Origin of the sequence: Limnochorda sp. LNt (assembly GCF_035593265.1) — a bacterium.
GTDB lineage: Bacteria > Bacillota > Limnochordia > Limnochordales > Geochordaceae > Geochorda > Geochorda subterranea.
This window is the reverse complement of the sequence record NZ_CP141614.1, coordinates 2,806,335-2,818,951: the sequence shown is the minus strand read 5'-3', so window position 1 is coordinate 2,818,951 and position 12,617 is coordinate 2,806,335. Positions and strand designations below refer to the sequence as shown.

The 12,617-nt window shown below is 69.7% G+C and carries 11 protein-coding genes; 4 read left to right on the top strand and 7 right to left on the bottom strand.

All coding sequences use genetic code 11. The annotated features are described in order from the left end of the window. Positions 1–36: 36 nt before the first annotated feature. Genes VLY81_RS13530 through VLY81_RS13520 form a run of 3 tightly spaced genes read right to left on the bottom strand, consistent with a single transcriptional unit; the run spans position 37 to position 3,150 of the window. Positions 37–948, bottom strand: coding sequence for a carbohydrate ABC transporter permease (locus VLY81_RS13530; RefSeq protein ID WP_324668745.1), 912 nt, complete (start codon positions 946–948; stop codon positions 37–39). Then, on the bottom strand, positions 939–1,847 hold the full coding sequence (locus VLY81_RS13525; protein WP_324668744.1) for a carbohydrate ABC transporter permease: 909 nt from the start codon (positions 1,845–1,847) through the stop codon (positions 939–941). Before VLY81_RS13525 ends, VLY81_RS13530 begins: the two co-directional genes overlap by 10 nt. 31 nt (positions 1,848–1,878) lie before the next feature. Continuing rightward, complete coding sequence (locus VLY81_RS13520) at positions 1,879–3,150, bottom strand: extracellular solute-binding protein (protein WP_324668743.1); 1,272 nt, start codon at positions 3,148–3,150, stop codon at positions 1,879–1,881. A 391-nt stretch (positions 3,151–3,541) separates the two neighbouring features. On the opposite strand from VLY81_RS13520, the gene VLY81_RS13515 reads away from it, so the two are divergent. The 3 genes from VLY81_RS13515 to VLY81_RS13505 all read left to right on the top strand — a co-directional run bounded on the left by VLY81_RS13515 (position 3,542) and on the right by VLY81_RS13505 (position 7,194). Continuing rightward, positions 3,542–5,242 (top strand): ABC transporter substrate-binding protein, encoded by a 1,701-nt coding sequence (locus tag VLY81_RS13515; RefSeq protein ID WP_324668741.1) that lies wholly within the window; start codon positions 3,542–3,544, stop codon positions 5,240–5,242. Positions 5,243–5,326: 84 nt separating this feature from the next. After that, on the top strand, positions 5,327–6,334 hold the full coding sequence (locus tag VLY81_RS13510; RefSeq protein ID WP_324668739.1) for an ABC transporter permease: 1,008 nt from the start codon (positions 5,327–5,329) through the stop codon (positions 6,332–6,334). 29 nt (positions 6,335–6,363) lie between these two features. After that, entirely contained in the window at positions 6,364–7,194 is an 831-nt protein-coding gene (locus tag VLY81_RS13505) for an ABC transporter permease (RefSeq protein ID WP_324668738.1), read from the top strand. Between the two features lie 21 nt (positions 7,195–7,215). Here VLY81_RS13505 and VLY81_RS13500 read toward each other — a convergent pair whose 3' ends face one another. Continuing rightward, positions 7,216–7,920, bottom strand: a complete 705-nt coding sequence (locus tag VLY81_RS13500; protein ID WP_324668737.1) for an ABC transporter ATP-binding protein — start codon at positions 7,918–7,920, stop codon at positions 7,216–7,218. Between the two features lie 7 nt (positions 7,921–7,927). Further along, positions 7,928–8,722, bottom strand: coding sequence for an ABC transporter ATP-binding protein (locus VLY81_RS13495; protein ID WP_324668736.1), 795 nt, complete (start codon positions 8,720–8,722; stop codon positions 7,928–7,930). 236 nt (positions 8,723–8,958) lie between these two features. Between VLY81_RS13495 and VLY81_RS13490 the strand changes: the two genes are divergently transcribed. Beyond that, positions 8,959–10,299, top strand: a complete 1,341-nt coding sequence (locus VLY81_RS13490; protein WP_324668735.1) for an ABC transporter substrate-binding protein — start codon at positions 8,959–8,961, stop codon at positions 10,297–10,299. A gap of 51 nt (positions 10,300–10,350) precedes the next feature. Here VLY81_RS13490 and VLY81_RS13485 read toward each other — a convergent pair whose 3' ends face one another. Together VLY81_RS13485 and VLY81_RS13480 are read right to left on the bottom strand one after the other, a co-directional pair. After that, positions 10,351–11,532 (bottom strand): branched-chain amino acid ABC transporter permease, encoded by a 1,182-nt coding sequence (locus tag VLY81_RS13485; RefSeq protein ID WP_324668734.1) that lies wholly within the window; start codon positions 11,530–11,532, stop codon positions 10,351–10,353. Beyond that, complete coding sequence (locus VLY81_RS13480; protein WP_324668733.1) at positions 11,532–12,527, bottom strand: branched-chain amino acid ABC transporter permease; 996 nt, start codon at positions 12,525–12,527, stop codon at positions 11,532–11,534. The genes VLY81_RS13485 and VLY81_RS13480 overlap by 1 nt, the downstream gene beginning before the upstream one ends. Positions 12,528–12,617 lie beyond the last annotated feature (90 nt).

The following is a 12,617-nucleotide window of genomic DNA, read 5'->3' as shown; positions in this document are numbered from 1 at the left end:
GTCCCATCCCCTCCTCTTGCACATTGCACAGATGGTCTACTTGAACACGAGTTGAATGCCTTGCGTGAAGTACCGGCTCGCGAGCAGGAAGGCCAGCAGGATCGGCAGCGTCAGGAGGGTGCCGGCGGCGTAGAGGGGGCCGGGATAGCTGGCGTACGGCCCGCTCATGGTGGCGATCATGACGTTGAGCGTCATCATCTCGTAGCGCTTGACCACCACCAGGTCCCACATCAGCTCGGACCAGCGCTCCATGAAGACGAAGAGCCCGACCACCGTGGTGATGGGCACCGACATGGGCAGGGCGATGCCGAAGACCACGCGCGCCTCGTTGGCGCCGTCCAGGCGGGCAGCCTCGATCACCTCTTGCGGCAGCGACCGGAAGAAGGAGGTGTACATGAAGATGGCCCAGAGGTTGACAGCCTTGGGCAGGATCATGGCCGTGTAGGTGTCGTAGAGGCCCAGCCACCGGATGATGAGGAAGGTCGGCACCAGCAGGATGATGGCCGGGTAGAACATCTGGAAGAGCAGGGCTTGGTAGACGAAGCCCCGCCCCTTGAAGCGCAAGCGGGACAGAGCGTAGCCGACCAGCAACGCCGAGACGAGCACCAGCACCGTCGACGTGACGCTCACCAGCACGCTGTTGCCAAGGGCCCTCAGCCACGGACGCGCCAGCGCGATGGCCGACCCGCGCAGCAGCCAATCGTACGAGCGCAAGGTCAGCTCCGACGGGAAGAGGACGCGGTTGACCTGGTTCCAGGGAGCCAGGGACTGCAGGACCATATACAGATAGGGAAAGAGCGAGATCGTCAGGCCTGCGGCCAGCAGGAGGCCACGGCCCACCCGCACGCCCACCTTGCCCCCGCGACGGCGGCGGGTGGCGACGGCTGTGGCCCGACGCACGCGATCGCCCGCGATCCCGGCCCTGCCGGACGTCGCCCTCACGTCCATCCGTTGGCTCTCCCCCACCACTCCATCGCGCGCCGGACCACCGTCAACACGACGAAGACGCTCAGCGCGTTGAGAATGGCGATGGCCGAGGCGTACCCCGCCCGCAGGCTCGAGAAGGCCTGGTAGTAGATCTCGAGGTGCCACGTGTGAGTGGCCAGATCCGGGCCGCCGCCGGTCAGCATGTACGGCTCGGTGAAGACCCCGAACATGAGGCCGACGGCCAGCACCATCACCGAGTAGAGCGCGGGGTACAGCATCGGCACGGTGATGCGCCAGAAGGACGTCCAGGACCCGGCGCCGTCGATCTCGGCGGCCTCGTACAGCTCCTTGGGGATCGACTGCAGGCCGGCGAGGAAGATGAGCGCGTAGTACCCCGAGAACTTCCACGCCATCATGAGGGCGATGACCACCACGGCCAGGGCCGGCACGCCGAACCAGTCGGGCACGTCGCCCATCAGCCAGAAGAAGGCGTCGCTGAGGGGGCTGTTGTAGGAGAGGATGCCCTGTACCACCAGGGCCATGGCCACGCCCGAGGCCAGGTACGGCATGAAGAAGCCCACGGCCACCACCCCGGCCCAGCGTCCGAGCGAGTGCACCAGCAGGGCGATGGCCATGGCGGCGACCAACACCGCCGGCAGGAAGACTGCCATGAACTTGAAGGGCGTCCAGAACGCCGCCCGCACCCGGGGGCTCATCAGGGCCTCCACGAAGTTGGCCAGGCCCACCATCTGACGTTGCGGCGAGATCAGGTCCCACTCGGTGAAGACCAGCAGCAACGCCCACACGAAGGGCACGACGAAGAAGGCCAGGGCGAAGAGGAGGTAGGGGGAGGCGAGCAGCCACCCCCACACCTCCTCGGCCCGGTGCAGCCGTCCACCCGTCACGGCACGAGAGGCCATCGGCCATCCGCCCGCCGGAGGAGGTGCCGGCTCAGCGCCGGAGCACGGTCTCCATAGCCGCCCTGGCGTCCTCCCAGGCCTGCTCGGGCGTCTTGGTCCCCCGCACCGCCGGCACCAGCCCCGCCTCGCCCAGCGCGGTCTGCACGTCGGTCACGCGGTGGCTGGCGAAGGGCGGCACCGCGTAGGGCAGCGCCTCGGCGTACGGCACCAGCTCGGGGTGCTGCCGCAGATAGCCGGAGAAGACGGGGGAGGTGGCGAGGTCGCCCCTCACGGGGGGCAGCGACGTGGCCTCGAGCCAACGCAGGTCGCTCTCGGGCCGCGTGAAGACCCATCGGATGAACTCCCAGACTGCGTCACGCTGCTCCTTGGGAGCCTGCGCGTAGAGCACGAGGCCCTTCGCGTCCGCGAAGGTGCGGATGGGCTCGCCCGCAGGATAGCCGTCGGGCACCGGAGGGGGGCTCAAGGCGAAGGTTTCGCCCAGCCGCATCTCCGGGAACCGCTCCTTCCAGTCGGGGAAGGTCCACGGACCGATGTCGGCCCAGATGGACAGCCCGGTCGGGAAGGGATCGGTCGAGGTGCGGGTCAGGATCAGGTTGCGCCGGTTGAGCTCCTGGTAGAAGCGGAAAACGCCCACGGCGGCCTCGCGGTCGGCGGTGACGTCCTGCCCCACGACGAACGGGGCGCCCTGGCTGGCGGCGTAGTAGAGCATGAAGAAGTCGAACCAGCGCTGCCACCAGGTGGGATCCAGCAGCTCCGCCCGCGCCATGAGGAAGGAGCGGGGCCGGGCCTGCCGCAGCCGCTGGCCGACGGCGAACACCTCGGAGTAGGTCCGCGGCGGCTCGGCGTAGCCCAGCTCACGCAAGACGTCGATGCGCCAGCCGAAGAGCATCGCGTTGGAGTAGATGGGCAGGATGTAGAAGTGGCCGTCGGGGAAGCGCCAGCCCTCGATGGCCTCCTCCATGCCGCGGGCCCGGATGATCTGGTCCCAGCCCGGCAGGGTGTCGAGGGGCACCAGGGCACCGCTTTCGTAGAGCTGGGCGCCGAAGCCGATGAAGATGTTCTCCGAGCCGGCAGGTGCCGTGCCACCCGCGATGGCCGTCAGGATGGTGGCCTCCGAGCTCGGCGACTCCACCATGGCCCGCACGTCGATGCGGATGTCGGGCCGCTCCCGCATGAACGCCTGCGCCATCTCCCGCCAGAACACTTCCTGAGTGGGATTGGGCGCGCTCCAGAAGGTGGCCTCGACCGCAGCCGCGGACGGGGCCGACGACCCCACGCCGATCCCGGCGAGCAGCACGGCCACGACGAGACACGCGGTCGTCCATCGCGACGACGAGCACAACGAGGTCATCGACGACATCGCCTCCCGTCTCGATGGTGCATGACCGGCCTCTATCGCCGGCACCGGAGCGCTTCGTCGGGGCCCTGCTCGATCCCTGCGCGGTGGGGTCACCGGGCAGGCAGGAGGTGGCAAGCGCGTTCGAGAAGGCTTTCATAGCCAGGAAAGGCCTCCGCGCCCATGGGGATGGCCAGGTCCCTGGCACGATGGGAGCAAAGATAGAAAGCGGGTTCAGACGGCGAGGGCGCCCGGGCGCTTCGACGCCAGGAGGTGGGAGCGAGTCGTCCATCGCTTGCGGTAGCGATGCCGCATGGCCCCGTCGTGGGCACGTGATCGAGCTGAGGAGGTGGCTTCCTTGAGGCGATCCTTCGTCGCGTTGTTGGGGGCCGTCGTGCTGGTCGCCGTCACCGGCGCCTCGCTGGCCCTGGCCGGTACCCTGCCTCGCAACGAGACCTTGTACATCGCCGGGCACCAGTGGGGTCCGCCCACCAACTTCAACCCGCTGGCACCCAGCCCCGCCTGGCCCGTCAACGGCACGGGATCCACGGCTCCGGGAGGCGGCGGGTACATCTACGAGAGCCTCTTCCTGTACGACATCGTCAACGGCCGCTTCGACCCGCTGCTGGCCCAGGGCTTCCAGTGGGTGGACGCCGCCACCATGCGAATCCAGCTCCAGCCCGGCACGCGCTGGCAAGACGGCCGGCCCCTTACGGCTCGAGACGTGGTCTTCACGTTCGAGCTGGCACGGCGGTTCAGCCTGGGCTACAGCCCCTTCTGGCAGCACGTCCAATCGGTGAGGGCCGTCGACGACCGGACGGTCGAGATCCGACTGGACCCGGCCCGCCCCAATCGCCTGCTGGTGGAGGAGTACGTGGCGACCGTCTTCATCCTGCCGGAGCACATCTGGGGGCCCCTGGCCGATCGGGGGCGCAGCGCCCTGATCGAGTTCGAGAACCTGGACCCGGTGGGATCTGGCCCCTACCGCGTCGACAGCTACAACCCGGAGCGGATCATCCTGCGCCGGTACGACGAGTACTGGGGCAGGTCCATCTACGGGATGCCGACCCCCCGGTACCTGGTCCACCCCATCTTCCGTAGCAACGACGCCGGCAACCTGGCCTTGAGGCAGGCGGAGGTGGACCTGTCGCAGCAGTTCGTACCCCAGATCTGGACCCTGCCCAACGTCAAGACCTGGTTCGCGCAGGAGCCGTACCACATCCCGGGCTCCATCCCGCTGCTCATCATCAACGTCCATCGCAAGGGCCTCGACAACGTGGCGGTGCGGCGAGCCCTGGCCTACGCCATCGACTACGCGCTCATCGCCCGGACCGCCATGTCCCGCTACTCCGAGCCGGCCAGGTCCAGCCTCATCATCCCGGCGGGCGTCGAGGCTCGCTTCTTCAACGAGGAGCTGGTCAATCGCTACGGATGGCGCTACTACCCGGCTCGGTCGGTGGAGATCCTGGAGAGGGAGCTGGGGGCCCGCAAGGGTTCCGACGGGATCTACGTGCTGCCCGACGGCACGCGGCTGAGCTTCACGGTCCAGACCCCCTACGGGTGGACCGACTGGATGGCCGCCCTGGAGATCGTGTCGCAGAGCGCGCGACAGGTCGGCATCGAAGTGCGCACCGAGTTCCCCCAGGCACCCGTCGTGACGTCCAACGTCCAGGAGGGCAACTTCGACATGGCGCTCTGGTACGTCTCGGGCGTCGGGCCGGCCAGCCCGTGGACCCGCTTCCGCGACGTCCTGGACGACCGAGCGGCAGCCCCCATCGGCCAGCAGACCTTCCAGAACTACGGGCGCTTCTCCCATCCTGACGTGGCACGGCTGCTCGACCAGGCGGCACAGGCGGGGAGCGTGGAGGAGCTGCGCCGGATCTACGGCGAGCTGGACCGCATCTTCATGGAGAACGTCCCGGCCATCCCCCTGATGTACCGGCCGCTGGCGTTCTACGAGTTCAACGAGACCCACTGGACGGGGTTCCCGACCGCCTCCGATCCCAAGGCCCCACCGGCCTTCTACATCTCGGTGCTGAGACTGGTCCGGCCCAGGTGACGACGGCTGGCGGGGTGCCCCGTGAGGGGCACCCCGCCCCTCGCCCGATCGCACGTCGCTGACGGGAGGGGTCGTGACCGGTTCATGGGGCTGCGTCGGTACGTACTGTTCAAACTCCTGTGGTACACGCTGGCGTTGTTCGTGGCGTTGGGACTCAACTTCGTGCTGCCCCGCCTGATTCCCGGCAACCCCGTCGACGCCCTCGTGGCGCGCTTCTTGCAGGGGGGTCTGCAGGGCCAGGCGGCGGGGCGCGTCTACCAGGCGTTCCTCGAAGAGTTCGGGCTCGACCGGCCCATGGGGCAACAGTTCGTCGCCTACCTGGGCAACGTGTTGCGCGGCAACCTGGGGGTCTCCTTCTCGTACTACCCGGCCCGGGTGCAGGACCTGATCGGCCAGGCCCTCCCGTGGACCGTGGCCTTGCAGCTGCCCGCCATCCTGGTGGGCTGGTTGCTGGGCAACGTGCTGGGCGCCGTGGCCGCCTACAGGGGAGGCCGGTTCGACGGGCGGCTGTTCGTCGCCGCGCTGGCCCTCTCCAGCATCCCGTACTACGCCATGGCCATCCTGCTGCTGTACGCTCTGGCGGTGGCGGTTCCGCTGTTTCCGTCAGCCGGTGGCTACAGCTTCGGGCTGACGCCCTCCTGGAGCACCGCCTTCGTGCTGGACCTGCTGCACCACTATGCCCTGCCCTTCCTGTCGCTGGTCCTGGTGGCCATCGGCGGACAGGCCGTGGGGATGCGCTCGATGGCCATCTACGAGCTGGGGGCCGACTACGTGCGCTACTCACGCGCCATGGGCGTGACCCAGCCGCGGGTGCTTCGCTACGTCTTCCGAAACGCCATGCTCCCGCAGGTGACCGGGCTGGCGCTCGCGCTGGGCACCCTGGTGGGAGGCGCGCTCATCACCGAGCTGGTCTTCTCGTACCCGGGGATTGGCTATCTGCTCTTCAACGCTATCTCGCTCAACGACTACCCGCTCATCCAGGGCGTCACCCTGTGCATCGCCGTGGCGGTGCTACTGGCCAACTTCCTGGTCGACATCGCCTACGGCTTCATCGATCCCCGCATCCGGGCCGTCCAGCTGGGGGAGCGATAGCGATGGGCCTCGCCGGGCGTCGGATCCGGGTGTTGCGTTCGCGCCGGCTGGCGGTCAGCCTCGCGCTGGTCTGCGGCGTCGTCGCGTTCGGGATGCTGGGGCCCGTCGTGTCGGGGCGGGATCCCTACGCCATCGTCGACATGCCGTTCGCGGGCCCCTCTCGCTACGCGTGGCTCGGCACCGACAACTTCGGGCGAGACGAGCTGACGCTCTTGATGCACGGCACCCGCACGTCGCTGCAGATAGGGGCCATGGCCGGGGTCATCTCGGTCTTGCTGGGAGCCGTGGTGGGGACCGCCGCGGGCTTTTACGGGGGGCTCACCGACGAGATGCTGATGGGCCTCACCAACGTCCTCATCACCATCCCGTCGTTCGTCATCCTGATCCTGCTGTCGGTGGCGCTCAAGTCGCGCAGCGTCCAGGCGATGGGCCTGATCATCGGCATCACGTCGTGGCCGTGGACGGCCCGGGCCGTCAGGGCCCAGGCCACCAGCCTCAAGGCGCGCGAGCACGTCTGGGTGGCGCGGCTGTCGGGGGCGAGCGGGGCGGGGATCATCGTGCGCGACATCGTCCCCTATATGCTCTCCTACCTGGCCATGGCGTTCACGCTACAGCTGGCCTCGGCGGTCCTGACCGAGGCCGCGCTCGCCATGCTGGGGCTGGGGCCGTCCAATAGCGTCTCCCTGGGCGTGATGCTGCAGTGGGCCCTGCTATGGGAGGCGGTGCGCCAGGGGGTCTGGTGGGCCTTCCTGCCGCCGACGGTCGCACTGGCCGTGGTCGCCTTCAGCCTGCAGCTGCTCAACGCGAGCCTCGACGAAGTCTACAACCCGCGGCTGCGCGGAGGCGTCGACGCGTCGTGATGGGGGCCCGGCCTGAGCGGGTCACCCGCCCAGGTAGAGGCGTGCCACCTCGGGGTCGGACGCCAGGTCGGCGCCCCGTCCCTCGAATCGCGTCCGGCCGCTCGCCAGCACGTAGCCGCGGTCCGCGATCTCCAGGGAACGGCGGGCGTTTTGCTCCACCATGACGATGGCCACCCCGGAGCGCCGGATGGCCTGCACCTGCGCGAAGAGCGCGTCGACCATGGAAGGCGCGAGCCCCGCGGACGGCTCGTCGAGGAGCAGCAGGCGAGGCCGCAACATCAAGGCCCGGCCCATGGCGACCATCTGACGCTCTCCGCCCGACATGGTGCCGACCCGCTGCCGCAGACGCCGGCGCAGCAGCGGAAAGAGCTCCAGCACCTGCTCCATGCGGGGCCGCACCTCATAGGGGGCCAGGTAGGCACCCATCTCCAGGTTCTCCTCGACGGTCAGCGAGGCGAAGACGTTGTCGACCTGCGGGACGTAGGAGAGGCCCAGGGGGACCCGCCGCTCCGGCGGCAGGTGGGTGATCTCCTGGCCGTCCAGCCGCACGCTGCCAGCGATGACCCGCACCAGGCCGAAGAGTGCTTTCATCAGGGTCGACTTGCCCGCGCCGTTGGGGCCGACGATGGCCACCAGCTCGCCTTCAGCGACCCTCATGGCGAGGCCGTGAAGGATGGGCACGTCGTGGTAGCCGGCCTGGAGATCTTGGACCTCGAGCAGCGCCATGCCGGTCTCAGCCCTCCACGGCCACGTACTGGCCGCCCAGATAGGCCTCGACCACCCGCGGGTCGCGCCGGATCGCGTCGGGGGGCCCCTCGGCGAGCGTCGCCCCCTCGCTCATCACGATGACGGTGTCGCAGAGGCGCGTGACCAGATCCAGGTCGTGCTCGATGATGAGGAAGGTGACCCCCCGCTCCTCCCGGAGCCGCTGGATCACCGCCGTGAGACGGCGCATCAGGGTGGGGTTGACGCCGGCACCGGGCTCGTCCAGCAGGATCATCGCGGGGTCGGCCATCAGGGTGCGAGCCAGCTCCAGGAGCTTGCGCTGCCCGCCGGAGAGCTCGCCTGCCGGGCGGTCCTGCCACGCCACCAGGTCCACCATCTCCAGTGCCGCGAGGGCCCGGTCGCGGATGCCCATCTCCTGGCGCCGGACGGCCCGAGGGCGCAGCCACGGGTTCCACAGGCGCTCACCGATTTGATAGGGGGGCACCAGCATCAGGTTTTCGAGCACCGTCATGCCGCGGTGCTCACGGGGGATCTGGAAGGTCCGGCACAGCCCCCTCTGGAAGATGCGGTGAGGCGGCAGGCCGGTCACGTCCTCGCCGCGGAAGAGGATCCGGCCCCGGTCGGGCGTCTCGAATCCGGTGATGAGGTTGAACAGCGTCGACTTGCCGGCGCCGTTGGGACCGATGAGACCGGTGATGCTACCCGCCTGCACCTCCAGCGTGCAGCCGTTGACCGCCCGCAGGCCGCCGAACTCCTTGGTCAGGTCCTTTACCTCGAGGATGGAGCCCGCCGAACGTTGCATGGCTCGCCCGCCCCGGCAGCTGGTCGTCATGCGACTTGTTGCGATTATAGAGGGCAACCGCGTCCCCTGTCCACGGGTCGCCGCCTGTGGCATTGTTGCGAACCGATCTTGACAGCCTGGCCCTCTTTGCCAGATCGTTAGACAAAAGTCCCATCACGACCTGTACGGCCCGGGGGAGGCGAGCGTGACGGGTCGCCGCCCGTCCGTCTCGCCAATCGTGGGGAGGGGGCTCGAAGATGCAGGGGTCGAGATCGGGGCAGGCGGGGGACGTCCGGCGGCTCCACCGTCGCGCCTTTCTCAAGCAGCTCGGCGTCGTGGGCGGGGCGTTGGTCGGGTCCCACGCCTTGACCCTCAGGGTGCAGGCGCAGGCGCGGCCAGCCGTCGTCAGGGTGGGGACCCTCATCGACTACACGGGGGCCCTGGCGGAGTTCGGGCCGAGCCACCGCAACGCCGTCGAGCTGGCCGCCGCGCAGCTCAACGAGGCGGCCCAGCGGGTGCTGGGCGGGCCTCTGGTGGAGCTGGTCCACGAGGACTCGGGGACGACGGCCTCGGTGGGCATCGACCGGGCCCGCAAGCTGGTCGAGGTCGATCGGGTGCCGGCCATCATCGGCTCGCTGGCCTCGGGCGTCACCATCCCGGTGGCGGAGTCGGTCACCATCCCGGCGGGGGTCGTGCAGATCTCGCAGGCCAGCACGTCCCCGCTCATCACCTTCCTGCCGGCCGACACCCAGCGCGACTTTCTCTTCCGCACCGTCGCCTCGGACGCGCTCCAGGGCGTAGTGGCGGCGCAGCTGGCGGCCGGCGAGATCGTGCAGGGCTACCGCGTCCGTCGGGCGGCCACCATCTACGTCAACAACCCGTACGGCCAGGGGCTCTCCAACGGATTCGCCCACTCCTTCCAGCTGCGGGGCGGCATCGTCACCGCGCAGGTGCCGGTGCCGGAGGAGCCCAAGCCCACCTACACGGCCGAGCTGGCGCTGGCCTTGCGGGGCGACCCCGAGGTCATCTTCGCGGCCACCTATCCGGGCCAGGCCGTCGTCTACATGAAGGAGGCCGTGGAGGTCTTCGGCTTCTCCAACTTCCAGTACACGGACGGCACCAAGTCGGAGGAGATCGTCCGGGTGCTGGGCGCTTCGGTGGTCGAGGGGCAGCTGGGGACGGCACCGGGATCGGACCCCGAGTGGGAGGGCTTCCGGGCCTTCGCGCAGGCCTACGAGGCGCGCTACGGCCAGCGCCCGCCCCTGCCTTACATGGACACGGCGTACGACGCGATGGCCGTCATCGGGCTCGCCATCGCCCGGGCCCACCTGGACGGCGTCGCCGTCACCGGCGCGGCGCTGCGGGATCGCCTGCGCCAGGTCGCCAACCCGCCGGGCGAGCGGGTGGGGCCGGGCGAGTTCGAGCGGGCGCTGCGCCTGCTCCAGCAGGGGCAGTCCGTGGATTACACGGGCGCCGCGGGCCCCGTGGACTTCGACGACGCCGGCGACGTGGTGACGCCCGTCGAGGTGTGGCGCTACGCGGGCGGCACCATCGAGACGGTGACCATCCGGCGTGCCGACCAGATCCCCGCCGAGTGAGCGGCCGATGCGACCGGGGGGCGGCCCGCTCTGGCCGCCCCCGTCGACTCCTCATCCCTCGTACAGGACCGAGACCTTGCGCTCCTCGCCCAGCAGGCCCTGCGGTCGGAAGAGGATGATCAGCTCCAGCATGACGGCCACCAGCATGTAGCGCAGGTAGGGACTGCGAGCGGGCAGGTCCGGCGAGACGGCCGCCAGCAGCGGGTTGAGCCAGTCGGTGACGAAGGTGGTCCCCGTCCAGATCCCCCAGACGACGAAGGCGCCCAGGACGGCCCCTCGATTGTTGCCGCTGCCGCCCAGCATCAGCATGACCCAGATGAGGAAGGTCCCGTACAGCGGCGTGAAGTGGCCGTAGTCGATGGAGACCAGGTAGTGCGCGTAGAAGGCCCCTGCGGCCCCCATGATCACGGCGCCCACCACCAGCGCCTGGAGCTTGAAGGCGAGCACGTCCTTGCCGTTCATGGCGGCCGACGTCTCCTCCTCGCGGATGGCCCGCAACACCCGGCCCCAGGGGGATCGGATGGCCCGCTCGATGAGCACGTAGACCAGCGTGACGCCGAGGACGGCCAGCATCAGGTAGACGTACGGGTAGTCTCGGGGCTCCAGGGGCGCCACCACCGACTGGAGAGGGCCCGGCAGCCATCTGCACGGCGGATCCTGCACCAGGCACTCCAGGGGACGGGGGATGCCCCGCAGCGGCTGGGGACCGTTGGCCAGCCAGCGCTCGTTCTGGAAGACGAGCCGCACCAGCTCCGCGATGCCGATGGTGGCGATGGCCAGGTAGTCTTGCTGCAGCCGCAGCGTGAGCAGCCCGATGGCGGCCGCCAGGAGCCCCGAGAGGATGGCAGCGGCGCCGACGCCCACCACGAAGGGCGCCTCGAGCCCGAAGGCCTGCTGGCTGTACGCCGCCAGCGGGCCCGTGGGCATGGCCGTCGTGAACAGTGCCGACGTGAAGGCACCGACGGCGAAGAAGCCGGCGATGCCGATGTTGAAGAGGCCGGTGTAGCCCCACTGCACGTTGAGCCCGAGGCTCAGCATGGCGAAGATGCTGGCCATGACGGCGAAGGAGACCAGATAGGCGAGCAGGCCGGGCGGCGCCAGCGCCACCAGGAGCCATGCGGCCAGGCCTGCCACGATCACCCCCGCCCCGAGACGGAGCCACCCGCGCCAGGGCACCAGGCGTACCGTCAAGATGGCCAGCGGGACGGCGAGCAGGACGACCCGGCCCAGCATCAGCCCGCCGCCCCCCCTAACAGGCCCCGCGGCCGCAGGAGCAGCAGGGCGATCATCACCACCAGGGCGACGCCCGGCGCGTACGCCGGGTTGACGACCACGGTGGAGACCTGCTGGACGACCCCCATGACGAGCCCGCCCACCAGGGCGCCGTACGGGTTGCCGATGCCGCCCAGGATGGCGGCGGCGAACATGGGCAACAGCAGGGCCCATCCCATCTCGGGCCGCAGCTGCGCGTCGAGCCCCAGCATGACGCCGCCCGCCCCCGCCAGCGCTCCGCCGATGAGCCAGGTCCAGCGGGCGATGCGCTCCGTGTCGATGCCACTGACCCGGGCCAGCACGGGGTTGTCGGCCGTGGCACGCATGGCCTTGCCCAGCCGCGTGCGGGTCAGCAGCAGGTAGGTGAGCACCACCAGCACCACCGCCAGCGCCATGACGAAGATCTGGTCGGGGCGCAGGCGGATCCCGAGAGGCAGGGCGATGGACGGACGGGCCCGCCCCGTGTAGTAGAAGCGGAAGTCGGCGCCCCAGCCCAGGTAGAGGGCGCTGCGCAGGAAGAAGGCCGCGCCCAGGGAGGCCATCGCCACCAGCACGGGCGAGCTGCGTCGCCGTCGCAGGGGCCGGTACAGGATCCGGTCGATGGCCACGCTCACCAGGCCGGTGAGGGCCATCGCCAGCAGCAGGGCAGGGATCATCTCCCAGCCGAACGACAGGGGACGCAGCGGCGGCCCCTGGGGGAGCATGGGCAGGATCGCCAGGGCGGCGTACGCCCCCACCGTCATCAGGTCGCCGTGGGCGAAGTTGCCGAACCGCAGCACGCCGTAGACCAGCGACAGCCCGATGGCGCCCAGGCCGACGATGCCCCCCAGCATGATCCCCCAGGCCACCAGGGAGAGCACCAGGCGCGCATCCGCGCCGCTCTGGCGCAACGCGCCCACCAGCCAGGCCAGGGCCGCCACGCTCACCAAGGCGCCGGCGTACGGTCGCCAGGCCACCCGGCCGGACGTCCACCAGGCCGGCCTGAGACGGGCGCTTCGCTCACCGTGGAGCATCCCCTGGCTCCCTTCCGTCCCCGCAGGATTGGC